Genomic DNA, 16,515 nt, shown 5'->3' with positions numbered 1-16,515 from the left:
CCAACGGCAGCCGTAGCGGCCGACTCGGGGCAACTTATTTACTCCATGGCTGTGGAATAGCTGTATATGTGCGCCAATAGCACACGTACAGACGACGGAGTGAGTATTGAAATCCTCGACCCCCGAGGGGAAGTGAACTACGACGCGACGCCGATCGCGGAACGGCTCAACTCGCTCGAGGGGGCGACCATCGGACTGCTCGACAACTCGAAGAGCAACGCGGATGTCTTCCTCGAAGCCGTCGGCGAGCGGCTCAAATCCGAGTACGGCGTCGATGAGGTCGTCTACCGACGGAAGGACAAGAGTCCGATCCCCGCCGACGCGATCGCCGACCAGCTGGTCTCGCAGTGCGACGCCGTGGTCAATGCCTACGGCGACTGCGGCTCGTGCACGTCGTGGTGCGTCTACGACAGCATCGACCTCGAAAAGAAGGGAACACCGGTCGCGACGATCAACAGCGACGAATTCATCAAGCTCGGCCAGTCGGAGGCCCAGTCGCTCAGCATGCCGGGCCTGCCGCTAGTCATGGTCTCGCACCCGATGGGCGACCTCGAGGAGCCGAAGGTCCTCGATCGGGCCGAGAACGCGCTCGAGGAGATCGTCGCCGTCCTCACCACCGACCGCGACGAGCTCGAGGACGAGTACGCGGAGCGCTATTTGGCCGCCGACGAGGAACTGAGCGACGAGAGCCTCTACTGCCCGATCGACCTATGACGTTCGACTCAGAGACGATTTCGATCGACGACGACTTCGAGGACGTAAACGACTACCTCTACCGACGGGAGATGACCGACGGGCTCCCGGTCGTCCCGCCGACGGCCGAGCGTGTCGAACGGATGCTCGAAGGGACCTCGCGGGAGCCGGACGAGGAGTTGGGAACGATCCCGCCGAAGTACGGGGTCGCAACGGTCGAGAAGATCGCCATCAACGCCGTAATGGCCGGCTGCGAACCGGCGTACATGCCTGTTCTGATCGCGGCGGTCGAGGCGATGACCGAGGAGGAATTCAACCTCTACGGTGTCAACGCGACGACGCACCCGGTCGCGCCGATGCTCGTCGTCAACGGACCAATCGTCGAAGAGATCAACCTCAACTACGGCTACAACGTCTTCGGACAGGGCTACCGGGCGAACGCGACCATCGGACGTACCGTCCGTCTGCTCCTCGTCAACCTCGGCGGTGGGACGCCAGGGGATATGGACCGTGCCACGCACGGCCATCCCGGAAAGTACAGCTTCTGTATCGCCGAGAACGAAAAGAAGAATCCGTGGGACCCGCTCCACGTCCAGCGCGGGTTTGACGAGGACGAGAGCGCCGTGACGGTCATGGGCGTCGAAGCGCCCCACGAGATCAATGACCACGTCAACGAAAAGCCGGCAGAGCTACTGACGATCGCGGCGGACGTGTTCGCGACTGTCGGAAACAACAACTCCCACCACACGCATGGCGAGATTTGCATCGTGTTGGGTCCCGAGCACGCCGATACCATTGCCCGCAACGACTGGAGCCGTGAGGACGTTCAGTGGTTCCTCTACGACAACGCCCGAAACGAGCTCGAGACGCTCCGGACGGCCGGCATCACCGACAACTACACCTGGCACCACCGGTTCGAGGTGGAGAACGACGACGCGAGGATCCCGCTCGTCGAGACGCCGGAAGACGTCACCGTCGTTGTCGCCGGCGGCGCGGGCAAGCACTCGATGGCGTTGCACTCGTTCGGCGAGACGCGATCGGTTACCGTCGACATCGACGAGGAGGTCTGACCGATGCTGCCGGACGATGCGATCGATTTCCACGTTCACGCAGCCCCGTCGCTCTGGGAGCGAAAGCACGGGACGGTCGAGCTCGCGCGGCGGGTCGCTGAGTCCCACCTCGGCGGGTTCGTGCTGAAGAGCCACTTCTGGAACACCGCGCCGATGGCGCGGATGGCCGCTGAACAGGTTCCCGACGTCGACATCTACTCATCGATCGCGTTGAACACGTTTGTCGGCGGCTTCAATCCCAGTGCGGTCAAATTGGCGATCGAGATGGGCGTCTCCGTCGTCTGGCTGCCGACCTTCAGCGCGGCCAACTACACCCCGGGACGACACTTCCCCTTCGAAGGACAGGACCTCACCGCGCTCACCGACGATGGTGCACTCCGCGCCGACGCTCGCGCCGTGCTCGAGACGGTCGCCGACGCCGATCGTGATGTCGTGCTCGGGAACGGCCACCTCGGCCCTGACGAGACATACGTCATCCTCGACGAACTCGAGGCGATGGGCGCCGAAGTGCCCTATCTCATCACGCACCCCGAATCGGCCTTTATGGACCTCTCCCGCGAGGATCAGGTTGCCTTCGCCGAGCGCGGCGCGTACCTCGAGAAGTGTTACCTTCCGGTGACGAAAGGCGATGTCGACGTCGAGACGATGGCCACGACCGTCGACGCGGTCGGCGCCGACCGCTGCGTCCTCTCGACGGACTACGGTCAGCCGTCGAACCCTTCGCCGCCAGAGGGACTGCTGGAGTTTGCCGACCGGCTCGTCAACACCGGGCTGAGCGAAGACGAGATCGCGACGATGGCGCTCGAGACGCCACGCGTCCTGCTGGAGCCGCGCTGAACGTCGGTGCGCTCGGACTGAAACTTATTATTCTGTCTCTGATACACTGAAGTGGTATGTCAACTCAAATCAGAGATGGAGACACGGACATCGAGATCGTCGACTGCGACGCTCATCTGACTGAGAGCGTCGAGGACGTTCTGCCGTACATCGACGACACCCACAGTGGAATCAGACGGATCATCGAGGAGACCGAAAATCCGCGCCAAGACATCTACTCGATTACCCACTCGATGCCGACGTCGCTGCACAGCGACCGAAACGCGTGGAACACGGAGGAAAACAGCGCGGAAGCGAAGTTAGAGCGGATGGACGAGTTCGGGATCAATCTGGGCATCGTATCGCCAGGAACGAATCTGGCGCTTCCGACCGTCAACAACACGAGAGCGTCCGTCGCGCTATCGAACGGGTACAACTCGTGGGTCTTGGACACTGTCGTCGACGAGGGGGAAGACCGCCTCAAGGCGCTGTTGGTACTCCCGCATCAGCGTCCCGACAAGGCGGCGGAGGAGATCGACCGCCACGGCGACGAGTCCGGCGTCGTCGGCGTCACGATGTCGGCGACGGGGCTCGTTCCACCGCCGGGACACACGCGATACGATCCGATCTACGAGGCCGCCCAGCGGCACGACCTCCCGGTGTTCTTCCACAGCGCAAGCATCAACACGAGCCACGCGTTTCCCGTCCAACGGATGTACAATGAGACCTACACAGAGGAGCACGTGACGGTCCACCCGTTCTCACACATGCAGAACCTCACCTCGCTGATCGTTCAGGGCATCCCCGAGCGGTACCCCGATCTCCAGTTTGTCTTCCAGGAGGCGGGCGTCGGTTGGATTCCCTACACGGTGTGGCGCCTCGACGACCACTACCTCGAACTGGAGTACGAGATGCCAATCCTCTCGAAGCGGCCGAGCGCGTACGTCGATGACCAGATCTCGTTTACGACCCAGCCGCTCGGACTCCCCACCGGCAACCCCGAACACACCGCCTGGGCGATCGAGATGGCCGGCCCCGACAACGTCATGTTCTCGTCAGACCTGCCCCACTCCGATTTCGATCCGCCGGAGGAACTGTACGACCGCATCGAACCGCACTTCGACGACGGGACAGTGCGAAACATCATGGGCGGAACCGCCCGACGCGTCCTGGGGTGGTGACCGTGGGCGAGAATCGACACTACGTTTGTGACGAAAGCGAGATCGGTGACCCGGGTGACCGCGTCATCGCCGACGTCCGCGGTCAGGAGATCGCGGTGTTCAACATCGACGGCGGCTATCACGCCGTCGCCAACTACTGCCCCCACCAAGCTGGCCCGCTCTGTGAAGGGGAGCTGCGTGGGGAGATGGAAACCGGCGACGACGGCTGGGAGTGGCGGTACGTCGATATTAAGAAGAACATCACATGCCCCTGGCACGCCTGGAAGTTCGACGTCACGACCGGTCGGAACATCAACGACGACCACTACGCCGTTCCCACGTACGACGTCGTTGTCGACGGCGGGAACGTCTACATCAGTTTCTGAACGCGCTCGAATCGAATCGATTTATTGTCTCAGCCCTCGGACTCGTGCCGCTCTCCGAGCGCACTCGCGACGAGCGCCTCGAGAACCTCCGAATCGATATCGTACTCGGACCGACCGTCTTTCGTTCGCGTCCGGGACACGTCGGCGACGCGGTCCCCGTCCATCCAGATACTCCACGTCTCGGTCCCGTCGGAGGGGACGGTGCGAACGGTGATCGTGACGCCATACCGGTCTTCGAGGCGATCCAGGACGACCGGCAGCAGTTCACCGTCGGCGAGTCGGGCGGGACGGTACGGGCGCAATCCGTGCTCCCGGAACAGTTCGATATTCCGTCGCCACCACTCCGGCAATGTCTCGAGATCAATGTCGGCGTACGGGTCGAGGTCGTCGTAGCCGGCGGGCAGGTCCGCGGATCGCGGTGGATCGTCGGTCATTTCTTCCCAGATCGCTCCTCGATGTCGTAGTAGTCGTGCAAGCCGATCACGCGGTTGATCTCGTTGCGAGTCTCCGCGAATGTCTCCTTCTCGATGCCCGTTTCGCCCGTTTCGTGCAGGGACTTGTATAGCCGCTTGGTGTGGTGGGCTGCGAGTACCGTCGCCCCGATCGGGTAGGCCGCCATCGCGAAGCCCATGTCCTGGAGTTCCGCGACGGACGGACGCTCGTCTCTCGACAGGCGGTTCTCGAGCATCACATACAGCATCGGTCCGTCGGCACGTTCGGCGACGTACCGCGCCTCCTCGCGGTCGGCCGGGAAGAGCAGCCCCATGTCCGCACCGGCGTCGAAGTACGTGTTGATCCGTTCGACGGCGTCTTCCATCGTCTCGAACTCCCGGCGCTGGTCGCGGGCGGCGTCCGACCGCGCGATGATCGTGATGTCCGAGTCGATCGCGGACTTGGCCTCGGCTGCTGCTCGAACTTTCTGTTGCATCTCCTCGGTGTCGATGATGTGCTTGCGCCCCTCCCGATCCTCCGTCGCGAAGTAGTGCATCCGCTTGGGATAGACCTGATCCTCGATGTGGAGAGCGTCGATCCCGGCGTGATCGTACTGCCGGATCGTCCGATGGGTATGCGAGGGATTCCCGAATCCGGCGTCGCCGTCGACGATGAGCGGCAGATCAGTCGCCGCCGTGATCTCCCCTGCTCGATCGCACATCTCGGTCATCGTCGTCAGCGGCTCCGAGGCCGCGATCGACGAGCCGACGACGTACCCTCCGAGGTACAGCGCTTCGAAGCCGACATCCTCGGCCAGCTTTGCGGTCAGGGCGTCGAAGACGCCGGGAACGACTGTCAGTTCGTCTCGCTCGACGAGGTCCTGCATGGTCGCGGACATATCGTTGGACACCGCGAGCGTCGACTTATACTTTGCCACGGGTTCCCACGAGAAGGTACGACAAGGGTTTAGTAGCTCGTGTGAGATGTACGGTTGTTATGCGAGCAGTAGTCTGTACTGACTTCGAATCGTCGGAAGTGAAGGAAGTCGAAACGCCCACGCCCGGTCCGGGCGAGGTGCTCATCGAGGTGTCGCGCGTCCAGCTCAGCGTCACAGAGTGCATGCTGTACCGCGGCACCGAGATCGCTCATCACGACGAGGTTGCTCATCGCATTCACGAGAGCAACGGCGGTGCACAGTTGTTCGGCCACGAGTTCTGCGGCCGAATCATGGCAGTCGGCGAGGGCGTCGACGCCTACGCGGAGAACGATCGGGTCTACGCGCCCGGCAAACCTTACTGCGGTGAGTGTACCTACTGCCGGTCGAACCACCAGCACCTCTGCGATGACATCACCAGTCTCGGGTTCGACCGCCCCGGAGCGCTCGCGGAGTACGTGCGGATGCCCGTCGAACCGCTCTGTACGCTCCCAGATTCCGTCTCGGACGCGGAGGGCGCCGCGTTGCAGCCGATGGCCAGCTCGGTCCTCTGTACACTCGACGCGGACGTGGAGCCAGGCGATACCGTCGTCGTCATCGGCGCCGGCGTCATGGGGTATCAGTGCGCGCTTCTGGCCAACCAGTTCGGTGCTGAAACGGTGTATGCCGTCGACGTCCGCGACCGACCGCTGGAACTCGCCGAGCAAAACGGCGTTGAGGCGATCGATGCGACGGAGACTGATGTCGTCGAGGCCGTCGACAAGGCCACCGACGGGATCGGTGCTGATGTCGTCTTCGAGGCAGTCGGCGGTGACCAGAGCCACGCCACCGAGGGCGGTGATCCGATCGCACAGGCGTTCGAGGTGGTACGACGCGGCGGCACGGTGGTACAGGTGAGTCACATCGAGGGCGAGGTCGACCTGTCGCCGCGGTACCTGCGATCGAAGTCGATTCGCTGGGTCAATCCGCGGAAGGGCCTCGTTTCGATCCAACCCGGCACAGACACGGGGCGGCTGGCCGCCGACCTCGTTGCAGACGGCGAGGTCCCGATCGAGGACTACGTCACCCACGAACTCGACGGCCTCGAGGAGTTCGAGACCGCGGTCGACATCACCCTCAACAAGGACGAGTACGACGCGCTCGGGCCGGCTCAGCTCGTCCTCAATTAGTCGAGCTTCGGGAGGAACAGACTGAGCACAGCTGCGACACCGGTCGCCCCCGCGAGTAACAGAAACGCTCGGTCGAAGTAGCCGATATCGGCGACGAACCCGACGATGGTCGCGCTCGTCGCCCCGAACAGCAGGTGGCCGGTGCGCAGGAGTCCGAGCCCGGATCCTTTTATCTCGGTCGGGAGCGCGTTCGCGATGAACGTCTGAGTCGTCGGCGTGAATCCGAGGAGACTGCTCAACAGCACCGTGAGCACGACGAGCGGAATGAACCCCTCGACAAACGAAAGCGCACTGAGTCCGATCGTTATCAGCGTGAGGATGCCCATCAGCGTCCGACGCGGTCCGAGCGTGTCGTGGCTGAGGCCCGACAGCGGACGGACGAGTAGTCCCAAGAAGAAGAAGAAGCCGAACAACGTCGAGGCGGCTCCGGTGGAGAACCCCTTCGTCTCGATGAGGTAGGTGACGAAGAACGACGTGAACCCTTGCCACGCGAAGAAACCAAGGAATTGGATGGCAGTGGCGATCAGGACCGGCCCGAGGAGGATGCTCGAGAGGACGTACCGGAGCGACGGGCTGGATCCATCGGCGGTGGCTGCGTCTCCTCCGTCGGTGGCGCTGGTACCGTCTCCGTCGGATGCACGAAGCGATCCTGATGGAATCGCGTACCAGAGGAACAACCCCATACAGAGAAACAGCGGCGCGGTGAATCCCATCCCGGCCCGCCAAGAGAACCACGATGCGATCCCAACGGCCAGCGGCGGCAGCAGCGTGTTACCGACGTCTCCGGCCGCCATCGTGAGCGAGACGGCCGTGCCGTCTCGCTTCGAGTAGACGTCCGTGAGGACCGTAAACCGGGTCGTGCCGTACAGCGCGGTCGCGAAGCCGAACAGCGCCGTCGCGGCGAAGAGGATCCGATAGTCCCACGCGAGCGCAACGAGGAAAATCGTTACAGTCGAGACGAGCGTACTCGCGGTCAGGACGATTCGGGCGCCGAGCCGATCTCCCAAAACGCCGCCTGGGAACTGGCCGAGCGCATAGGCGTACCAGAGGACGGAAATCAGGAGACCCGCCGTCGTCAGCGTGAGGTCGAACGCCTCCCGGAACAGCGGTAGCATCGCTGGAAAGATAATTCGAACCCCCATCGAGAGGAGCCATCCCCCGGCGACGCCGAGCAGGATCCACCCTCGTCCCCCCTGACGCAGTTCGCGAAAAATCGTCTGTACGGTACCTAGACGGCCGCGAACCCAAGATCGACCGTACATGCTCAGAAGCGGGTCCCCCGTCTCACGGACTCGATCGATGAATGCGGTATCACGGAACTCTCCATTCAGTAGTCGCGATCGAACGCCGGTTCCCGGCCCTCGATGACGGCGTCGACGGCCTCCGTATGCTCCGGATCGTTCACGCACTTCCACTGAGCCTCGAGCGCGGCCTGGGTGTAGTCCTCGAAGCTCTGGCTCGTGTCGATGAGCTGTTTGGTGTTCTGCATGGCGAGCGCCGGTTTGTCGCGGAGTTCGTTCGCGAGGTCCCTGGCGCGCTCGACGACGTCGCCGTCGGTGGCGGTCTCGACGCTCAGACCGAGAACCTCAGCCTCGTCGGCATCGATGTCGCGACCGGTCAGAATGAGTTCCTTAGCCTTGCTCTCACCGACGAGTCGCGGTAACAGCCACGCGCCGCCGTCGCCGGGGACCAGACCGATGTTCACGAACTGCTGGCGGAGGAAGGCGTTGTCGTCCATGACCCGCATATCGCACGCGAGCGCGAAGTCACAACCGGCGCCGACCGCCGGCCCGTTGACCGCCGCGATCGTTGGCTTCTGTCCGAAGTAGAGGAGGCGATCGACGTTCTGTACCAGCCAGAGGTGCGATCCATACAGGTGTTTCTTCTCTCGATCCTCACGGCCGTCCATCGAGGTCACGTCGGCACCACTGCAGAACCCTCGGCCGTGCCCCGAGAGCAGGACGACGTACACGTCGTCGTCCGTCATTGCGTCCTGTAACGCCTCGTTGAGTTCCAGCAGTGTCTCCTCGTCGAAAGCGTTCATGATGTCAGGGCGGTCGATGAAGACCTCCGCACGGCCGTCTACGATATCGTAGTCGATCTTATTGTACGGCATTATCACACACGGGGATGGGAGTCCTTATAAAAATTGCCGTTCCGTTCGTCGAGACGGACGCGACTGCCTACGGTCGGCCGCCCGTTACAACCACGTCGCGATCGTCAGTCAGTGGTGGTCGCACCCCCGTTGACGTCCGGTTCGCGACGGTTGCGGTCGGTCAGTCGTCGGCCTGCAGTCGTGCGATCTCCTCCGCGGAGTAACCGGCGAGCTCCGCGAGCACCTCTTCCGTGTGCTCGCCGAGTTCGGGTGCGGGTTCGACCTCCGGACTCTCGCTCCCGGAGAACTTGATCGGCATCCCGGGGATAGGGATCTCGTCGCGACCTTCGCTTTGGTTCGGCACGTAGTTGAGCATCTCGCGGTGCTTGAGGTGGGGATCGTCGACGATCTCCTCGACCGTCTGGACCGGTGCGCAGGGGATGTCCCGCTCGAGGAGCGTCTCGACGACCGCGTCTTTCTCTTTCCCCTCCATCCAGTCCTCAATCGCACCGTCGATCAGATCCATGTGCTGGGCGCGTTTGTACTTCGAGCCGAACCGATCATCCCCAACCATGTCCTCGCGGCCGATAAGCCGCGCGAGGCTCTCCCACTGGTGTTTGCTGATACAGATGACAGCGACGTACCCGTTCTCGACCTCGTAGACGTTGTATGGGGAGATTGCGAGGCCAGAGTGTTTATTTCCCGTTCGCGGTGGCGCGTCGTTCTGGGAGACCCACGACGAAACCGGTGAGGCGAGCGTCGGATAGAGGCAGTCGAACATCCCCACTTCGACGTACTGGCCTTCACCGGTAAACACCCGTTCGAAGAGCGCGGCCACAACACCGACGGCGAGGTGAATCCCGCCGAAGAAGTCGGCGATCGCCGGCCCAGCCTTGACCGGTTTCTGATCGGGGAAGCCGGTCGTGTGGATCGCGCCGCTCATCGCCTGAATAGTCAGGTCCATCGCGGGGTAGTCAGCGTACGGGCCGTCGTCGCCGTATCCAGATCCATGAGCGTAGACGAGTTCAGGGTTCACCTCGCTCAGATCGTCGTAGCCCAGCCCGAGAGAGTCCATCGTCCCGGTCGAGTAGTTCTCGATGACGACATCGGCCTTCTCGGCCAGCCGATGGAGAGCCTCCTTTCCCTCTTCAGACTTGAAGTCGAGCGTTATATCGCGCTTGTTCGGATTGAGGTACTGGTACTGGGGGGGTTTGCCGTCTTCGGTACGCGTTCGGATGTTCTCGCCCCACGGCGGCTCGACCTTGATAACGTCAGCACCGAGGTAGGAGAGGATTGTTCCGCAATACGGCCCCTGGTAAATCTGACCGAGATCTAGTACTCTGACTCCACTAAGCGGTTGGCGCATACCTGGTATAGGCCGGCCCGGGGTCAAAAAAGTATCTACCCGATGCCCGGACGGGACTCAGTCAAGTCCGTACTTCTTCAGTTCGCTGGCGATCGCGTTCCGCTGGACCTCAACCGTCCCGCCGGCGATCTTCCACCCACGCACCCACCGGTAGAGGTACTCGATCGGCGAATCCTTCATGTAGCCGTTCGCACCGTGGATCTGCATTGACTCGTCGACCACTTCCTGGCCGACCTCGTTGGCCTTCACTTTCGCCATCGAGGTCTCCAGTCGCGAGGGATCGCTCTCGCGGGCATTAGCGGCCGCACGGTAGATCAGTAGCCGGGAGGCGTCGAGTTCCATCGCCATATCGGCTAACTTCCACTCGATCCCCTGGAAGTCGGCGACCGGCTGATCGAACTGTTCCCGGTTCTTCGCGTAGTCGAGGGCCTTGTCGAACGCATTGAGACCGCAGGCGACGCACATCATGGCGTTGTGGCACCGCTCGACGTTGAACTCGATCAGCAGCCGCTTGAACGCGTCCTTCTCGTGGACTAACACCTGGTCTTCGTGGACGGTGCAGTCATCGAAGTACAGCTGGTGTTGGACGTGGCCGGCCATGTTGACCGAGCCGTCGTCAAGCGTGAGGCCATCAGTGTCCTTGTCGACGACGATCGCACCGATGTTGTCGTCCGGGAACCGCGCGTAAACGAGGAACGCGTCGCACTGGGCCGCCTTGGTTACCCACATCTTGCTGCCGTTTAGGATAAGTTCGTCACCGTCGCGCTCGACACTCGTCTGCATGTTGCTAGCGTCGGATCCCGCCTCAGCTTCCGAGATTGCGACGGAGATGATTGAGTTCCCGTCGCAGACGGCCGAGAGGTACTTCTCCTTGAGATACTCGCTTCCCAGTTCCGCGATCGCCCGCGGCGGTCCCATTGATGATCGCGAGAGGATGTGTGCGGTGTCGGGGCAGACGCGTCCGACTGCCTCCTGCGCGATGAGAACTTCGACGACTGAGTAGCCGCCGCCGCCGTACTCCATCGGTAAACCGATCCCGAGAAGGTCCTGTTCCGCCAGAATCTTCTGATTCTCGTACGGGAACTCGTCCTCCCAAGTGAACGCCTTCTCCGCGAATTGGTCTGTCGCGATGTCGATTGCTGCCTGGTATATCAACTCCTGTTCATCGGATCGTCGAAAGTCCATGTTCAGAAGGTCGGATGGATTCCATTTGAGTGTTTGGGTACTGCGACCTCCGGTTCACTCAAGATTCACCAGTCTGGATCCTTACTACGGGCGGAAGTATTTTTTCAGGGATGGCGTTCGAGGTATCGGTGGATCAGGGTCGATATGGTCCGAATGTGTGCAAATACCGAATATTAGCCGCTAATATGACTTCTAGTTATCGTGCTGTGCGAACAATCCGCATCACCAAGTTTTTGCTCTGCCGAAACACGGAACCGATTCGTACCAATGCTAATATCTGTCTCGTGTAAGATTGAATCTGCAGACGTAGGTCATCCCATTACACCCATATGAGTGTATAATCAGGCTAGAAGATCCGGCAGAATTCTTTACAGACGTATGGTTGTAATCTATAGTGAGATGTTGATTACAACCGTTTATACCGGTGCGTTCGTATATCGAACTTACTGGTTTAATATTTGCCATTTATTTTTACAACCGTATGTCTGTGATTTTTGGCAGAGCATCGAGCGCGACCCTTTACAACAGTATGAATGTATATATCAGTCCGAATAGACGATGTCCAGTTCCAGTTCATTCACCCTCGCGAGGAGGAGATCAGGGAACTCCTCCCGGATGAGGTCACCCTTGAACCGCTGGGCCGGGCCGGAGATCGTTAACGCACCGAGGAGCGAGCCATTGGGTTCCTGTACCGACGCTGCAACCGCGCTGATTCCCTTGTTGTGTTCCTCAAAGTTGAACGCAACACCGCGTTCACGGGTTGCCTCTAACTCCGCAAACAGTTCCTCCTCATCGGTAATACTCTGGTCCGTCAATGCCTTTAGTCCGCACTGGTCGACGATCTCCTGAATCTGCCAGTCCGGCAGTTCGGCGAGCATCGCCTTGCCGGCTGCAGTCACGTGAAGCGGAAACTGACTGCCGTACCGGGAGAACGTCTCAACGGCGAGGTCCCCAGTTTTAGTGTAAACGTACCGCCCGTGACCGTGTTCCAGGACGGTAAAGTGCGTCCGGCCACCCGACTCCTCGGCGAGGGCCTTCACGTGCTGTTCGGCCTTCTGATACCCGACCTTCCGCTGGCGAGCGTATTCCCCGACGTGGAGGAACTCAAGACTGGGATAGTAGACGCTTCCTTCGTCGATCACGAACCCGTTGTTCAGGAGCGTCCGCAGATGGTTATGTGCCGTACTCGGCGCAATGTCTAGTTCTTCCGCGAGTTCGGTTACTCGAGCGCCGTCCCGTTCCACGAGTTGTTGGATTATTCCGAGGCTGATTTCCACCGACCTGATGTTCGAGTGATCGGATTCCATACCTGTTACCTACAGCTCATACTATTTAAAGTTCGCCTCTGGAGAAACTACCCCATACAAATCGTGTGCTTGTGAGGGATTTCGTCGTCCATATTGGAACAGAAGTGAGCGCCGCCCACCGATTACCGGTTGGTAGCGCAATCAGAGAAGCCAAATCGGTCATCACCTGCAGCGCCGAATCGAGGAAGAACTCATTGCTGTCCGACCCACATCACTCGTCTCGAAACCGATCTGTCCGGAACGCGCCCCATTCGACGGCCGGTTCAACGCCCTTGACGAGATCGGTGGCAACCCCTCGTTTTCGAGGCGGAGTCCAGTCACGTCCGCGTTCCGGACGGTCAACCCGGCGTGCCGTCCGGCGTCGCGAAGCGCGCTCGCGAACGCCCGGCCGTCGACCCGCGCCGCGTCTTCATAGTGGACCGCGCTTGACCCGCGGAGATCTCCCTCGTACGATCCGCTTGCAGGCGTCCGTACTCCTCGGCCGACGTTCGGTTCGGGACTTCGCTCGCTCGAATGCATCGATTTCGCCCTCGTCGACGGCGACGGCCAATAGCCCCGAACGGGAATAGCCGTGATCGTACTCGTTAATCACGTCCGCGAGTTTCGGGTAGTAGTCCGTTGCCTCGAGAGCAAACCGAAACCACGAGTCCGATTCCCCTCAGTTGGACGTCGGGGAAAGACGATCCCCACACCGGCGGCGGTAGCCGCTCCCTTGTCGTCGTGATCCAGCAGTACCATCTTGGATCCGCTGCGGGCCAGATGATAGGCGATGGACGAACCGACGATTCCACCGCCGACGACGGCAGCGTCGTACGAAGATATCATAGTATCGGTGACCGACTATCAGATCCGACAGATCGTATGCATTTATATAACTGCCCACGAGTAGTATGGGTATGATTGAGAGCGAGAAGTGGCAATTATTGATCCCAGAACAGATCGCGAGCGAAGGACCGGAGTCGATCAGCGACATCGTGCTGTCAGTTGAAACGTACGACGACGAGACCATCGGCGACCAGCTCCCGGATGCCGACGCGATAATCCTCCGAGGGGTGGAACTCGACGCCGACCTGATCGCCGACGCCGAACGGCTGAAGGTCATCTCGAAGCACGGCGTCGGGCTGGACAGCATTGATATCGATGCCGCGAGCGACCGCGGGATCGTGGTCTGCAATACTCCGCAAGCGAACTCGCGGACAGTTGCGGAGCACGCGATCACGCTGATATTGACGACGCGGCGGAACCTCCTGCAAGCCGACCGCGCGGTCCGGGGTGGCAACTGGGACGCTCGGTCGGACTGGGATCGGTTCCGTCGGCATACAATCACCGGTGACACGCTCGGTCTCTTCGGGTTCGGCAGTATCGCGCGCGAAGCGGCGGACCTGGCGGTCGGAATGGGAATGCGATGCATCGTGTACGATCCGTACGTCAGCGAGGACAAGCTACCGGCGGACGTCGAGAAGGCGAGCGAGAAACGTGCGCTGTTCGAGGCGGCCGACACGGTGAGTGTCCACGCCCCGCTCACCGATGAGACGCGGCGTGCCATCGGACGGGACGAGTTGCGGGAGATCGATTACATCGTCAACACAGCTCGAGGAGAGATTATCGATGAGTCGGCATTAGAGCGGGCGTTAGCGGAAGACGAGTTGATCGCCGCCGGGCTGGACGTGCTCCACGACGAACCGCCGGCGCCAGACGACCCGCTCCTCCAGCGGGATGACGTCATTCTGTCCCCTCACATGGGGACGCTATCGGTCGAGGCGACGCGACGAATGAGCGTGGGCGCTGCGGAGAACGTCCGGACGGTCTACGACGGCGGAGTCCCAGAGTCAACGGTGAACAAGGACGCGTTGTAACCATAGCGTCGAATCACGTTTTCTGCGGTATCGCCAACTGTCACCGTCCATCGTGTCATGTACTAGTATAAAATGACAAGAATCAAGAGGAGCGGTATTGTCTGTCACAGCTATGGTCCGTCAGAACACGGTTCGAGAAGTGATTACAGACGACGGTGTCGTCCTCGGCGCTCGTGCCTCCTCGTTTTCGCCGGCACTCGTCGAGATTTACGGTGATATCGGACTCGACTTCGTGTGGCTGGACTTCGAGCACTCCGGGTTCAGTCCGTGGGACGCCGATAAGATCACTCACCTGCAGCGAGCGGCGGAGCTGAGCGGGATCCAGCTGCTCGTCCGTCTCCCGGACGAGGATCCGGCACTGATCCGAAAGGTCCTCGATACGGGCGTTCGAAACCTACTCATCCCGCGAATCGAAACCGCTGCGGAGGTCCGCCGCGCCGCCGAAGCGACGCGGTTTGTCTACGAGGGGCGTCCTGGCAATCGGGGAATGGCCGGCCAACGGGCGAGCGGGTACGGAACGACGGAGGGGTACGCGCAACGCGAGGATGACACCGTCAACCTAGGCGCAATGATCGAAACCGAGGAAGCTGTCGACAATATTTCTGATATCCTGGATGTCGCGGAGCTCGGGTTCGCGTTTGTTGGTTCGAACGACCTCGCGACACAACTCGGGCACCCAAACGAATCTGATCACTTGGAGGTGACTGCGGCCATTGAAACAGTCGAAGCGGCGAGTCGAAGCGCGGGCGTCCCGCTTGGCGCCGTTGCCCACGCCGTCGACAATGTAAACCGGAAAATCAGCAACGGCTATCAGATTCTCCGTATCGGTGGTGAATTCGAATCGGCCAGAAGGACGCTCATGGATCGAATGGCCCAAATTGAATGAGTCATGACGGTCATTCCAAGGATCCTCAGACCGGATCGTACATCAGTCCGATCCGCGAACGGAGAACCCACTTGAACCACCTCGAAAACCCCGACCGCTCCGGCGATTTATCTGTCTGTCCGGTCCGCTCCGATAGCATGCAATTATCGAACAACAAAGCGGTCCCTCAGTACCTCGATTGATCATGATAACGATTGGAACGGCGAGTGCCGCCCCTGGTGAAGTCAGTACAGGACGGCTTGAGATAGGTGAGACTCGAGATGGACGGCCATTCGGCCTTCCCATTGCCGTTATCAACGGTGAAGCCCCGGGCGATACGTTGTACATACAGGCGGCGAGCGACGGGGACGAATTGAACGGCGTCGGCGTCGTTCAGCGGGTGGTTCCCCGGCTCGATCCCGCGAAGATCTCAGGAGCGGTCCTCGTCATCGGAATCGTCAATTACCACGGCTTTCAGGTGGCAGAACACCGAAATCCGATCGATGATACGAAGACGAACAGGACGTATCCGGGGGACCGTGACGGAACGTCGAGCGAGCGTATCACGGCCGAAACGTTTGATGTCGCGACGCAAGCCGACCTCGCGCTGGATCTTCACCAGGCATCGACGAGCCGAATGATCGATGAGATCCGAGTGCGGTGTGGCCGAAGACATCGGCTTTACGACTCCTGTCTCGAACTCGCGAAGGTTTTCGGCTGTGGCTATGTTCTCGATCAGAAGGGGCCGGATGGGCAGCTCGCTCGGACCACACCCAACGAAGGTATACCAACCGTCGATCCGGAACTCGGCGGCTGCGTCGGCTGGGATGAAAGTAGTATCCGCAAAGGCGTTACGGGGGTCTTCAACGTCCTACGGTACTACAACTTTCTGCAGGGGAATATCGACATTAAAGACCAGACGAAGGCGACGGGATTCGATCACTACGGTACGCCTGCAGGTGGACTGATATCGTTCAAAAAGGAACTCGGCTCCGAGGTTACGCGCGGCGAGACGATATTCGAAGTGACGACGCCGTTCGGCGAGCCGAAAGCCGAAGTGACCGCCAACAACGACGGGATCTTCTGGCGGAGTCGACGCCTTCCGCAGGTTGCTACCGGCGAGTACGTTTGTTCCGTCGGTACTGGCATCACGACATACTAGCCGCGTGGAAACGTCGCAG

General features: G+C 60.9%; 17 protein-coding genes. 9 read left to right on the top strand and 8 right to left on the bottom strand.

All coding sequences use genetic code 11. The annotated features are described in order from the left end of the window. The first annotated feature begins 66 nt into the window (after positions 1–66). From HYG81_RS42765 to HYG81_RS42745, 5 genes are read left to right on the top strand one after another with little or no spacing between them, the layout of a single operon-like run. Positions 67–714: a UGSC family (seleno)protein gene (locus HYG81_RS42765; protein ID WP_226778461.1), complete on the top strand. Its 648-nt coding sequence runs from the start codon at positions 67–69 to the stop codon at positions 712–714. After that, entirely contained in the window at positions 711–1,763 is a 1,053-nt protein-coding gene (locus HYG81_RS42760; RefSeq protein WP_226778460.1) for a hypothetical protein, read from the top strand. Before HYG81_RS42765 ends, HYG81_RS42760 begins: the two co-directional genes overlap by 4 nt. A gap of 3 nt (positions 1,764–1,766) precedes the next feature. Beyond that, positions 1,767–2,600 carry a DUF6282 family protein gene (locus HYG81_RS42755; RefSeq protein WP_226778459.1) on the top strand — a complete coding sequence of 278 codons (834 nt, stop codon included), beginning with the start codon at positions 1,767–1,769 and terminating at the stop codon, positions 2,598–2,600. 56 nt (positions 2,601–2,656) lie between these two features. Continuing rightward, the gene (locus HYG81_RS42750; protein ID WP_226778458.1) at positions 2,657–3,760 is read left to right on the top strand and encodes an amidohydrolase family protein; all 1,104 of its coding nucleotides are present in this window, start codon (positions 2,657–2,659) and stop codon (positions 3,758–3,760) included. Between the two features lie 2 nt (positions 3,761–3,762). Then, positions 3,763–4,125 (top strand): Rieske (2Fe-2S) protein, encoded by a 363-nt coding sequence (locus HYG81_RS42745; RefSeq protein ID WP_226778457.1) that lies wholly within the window; start codon positions 3,763–3,765, stop codon positions 4,123–4,125. Positions 4,126–4,154: 29 nt separating this feature from the next. Here HYG81_RS42745 and HYG81_RS42740 read toward each other — a convergent pair whose 3' ends face one another. Both HYG81_RS42740 and HYG81_RS42735 read right to left on the bottom strand, forming a co-directional pair. Beyond that, entirely contained in the window at positions 4,155–4,559 is a 405-nt protein-coding gene (locus HYG81_RS42740) for a hypothetical protein (RefSeq protein ID WP_226778456.1), read from the bottom strand. Continuing rightward, the gene (locus HYG81_RS42735; RefSeq protein WP_226778455.1) at positions 4,556–5,494 is read right to left on the bottom strand and encodes an isocitrate lyase/PEP mutase family protein; all 939 of its coding nucleotides are present in this window, start codon (positions 5,492–5,494) and stop codon (positions 4,556–4,558) included. Before HYG81_RS42735 ends, HYG81_RS42740 begins: the two co-directional genes overlap by 4 nt. Positions 5,495–5,553: 59 nt before the next feature. Between HYG81_RS42735 and HYG81_RS42730 the strand changes: the two genes are divergently transcribed. Further along, positions 5,554–6,660: a zinc-dependent alcohol dehydrogenase gene (locus tag HYG81_RS42730; RefSeq protein WP_226778454.1), complete on the top strand. Its 1,107-nt coding sequence runs from the start codon at positions 5,554–5,556 to the stop codon at positions 6,658–6,660. Here HYG81_RS42730 and HYG81_RS42725 read toward each other — a convergent pair. The 6 genes from HYG81_RS42725 to HYG81_RS42700 all read right to left on the bottom strand — a co-directional run bounded on the left by HYG81_RS42725 (position 6,657) and on the right by HYG81_RS42700 (position 13,438). After that, positions 6,657–7,922, bottom strand: a complete 1,266-nt coding sequence (locus HYG81_RS42725; RefSeq protein ID WP_226778453.1) for an MFS transporter — start codon at positions 7,920–7,922, stop codon at positions 6,657–6,659. The two genes, HYG81_RS42730 and HYG81_RS42725, sit on opposite strands and share 4 nt — an antisense overlap. 65 nt (positions 7,923–7,987) lie before the next feature. After that, positions 7,988–8,776 carry an enoyl-CoA hydratase/isomerase family protein gene (locus tag HYG81_RS42720; RefSeq protein ID WP_226778452.1) on the bottom strand — a complete coding sequence of 263 codons (789 nt, stop codon included), beginning with the start codon at positions 8,774–8,776 and terminating at the stop codon, positions 7,988–7,990. Positions 8,777–8,936: 160 nt separating this feature from the next. Continuing rightward, on the bottom strand, positions 8,937–10,121 hold the full coding sequence (locus HYG81_RS42715; RefSeq protein WP_226778451.1) for a CaiB/BaiF CoA transferase family protein: 1,185 nt from the start codon (positions 10,119–10,121) through the stop codon (positions 8,937–8,939). 57 nt (positions 10,122–10,178) lie between these two features. Beyond that, positions 10,179–11,306: an acyl-CoA dehydrogenase family protein gene (locus tag HYG81_RS42710; protein ID WP_226778430.1), complete on the bottom strand. Its 1,128-nt coding sequence runs from the start codon at positions 11,304–11,306 to the stop codon at positions 10,179–10,181. A 542-nt stretch (positions 11,307–11,848) separates the two neighbouring features. Then, positions 11,849–12,613: an IclR family transcriptional regulator gene (locus tag HYG81_RS42705; protein WP_226778450.1), complete on the bottom strand. Its 765-nt coding sequence runs from the start codon at positions 12,611–12,613 to the stop codon at positions 11,849–11,851. A gap of 588 nt (positions 12,614–13,201) precedes the next feature. Then, entirely contained in the window at positions 13,202–13,438 is a 237-nt protein-coding gene (locus HYG81_RS42700; protein WP_226778449.1) for an FAD-dependent oxidoreductase, read from the bottom strand. 71 nt (positions 13,439–13,509) lie between these two features. On the opposite strand from HYG81_RS42700, the gene HYG81_RS42695 reads away from it, so the two are divergent. The 3 genes from HYG81_RS42695 to HYG81_RS42685 all read left to right on the top strand — a co-directional run bounded on the left by HYG81_RS42695 (position 13,510) and on the right by HYG81_RS42685 (position 16,496). Further along, entirely contained in the window at positions 13,510–14,469 is a 960-nt protein-coding gene (locus HYG81_RS42695; RefSeq protein ID WP_226778448.1) for a hydroxyacid dehydrogenase, read from the top strand. 112 nt (positions 14,470–14,581) lie between these two features. Further along, on the top strand, positions 14,582–15,355 hold the full coding sequence (locus HYG81_RS42690) for an HpcH/HpaI aldolase family protein (protein WP_226778447.1): 774 nt from the start codon (positions 14,582–14,584) through the stop codon (positions 15,353–15,355). 181 nt (positions 15,356–15,536) lie between these two features. Next, positions 15,537–16,496: a succinylglutamate desuccinylase/aspartoacylase family protein gene (locus HYG81_RS42685; protein ID WP_226778688.1), complete on the top strand. Its 960-nt coding sequence runs from the start codon at positions 15,537–15,539 to the stop codon at positions 16,494–16,496. Positions 16,497–16,515: the final 19 nt, after the last annotated feature.

The sequence above is a fragment of the Natrinema zhouii genome (genome assembly GCF_013456555.2).
Lineage (GTDB): Archaea > Halobacteriota > Halobacteria > Halobacteriales > Natrialbaceae > Natrinema > Natrinema zhouii.
The sequence above is the reverse complement of the archived record's forward strand: the minus strand, read 5'-3'. Positions and strand labels throughout refer to the sequence as shown.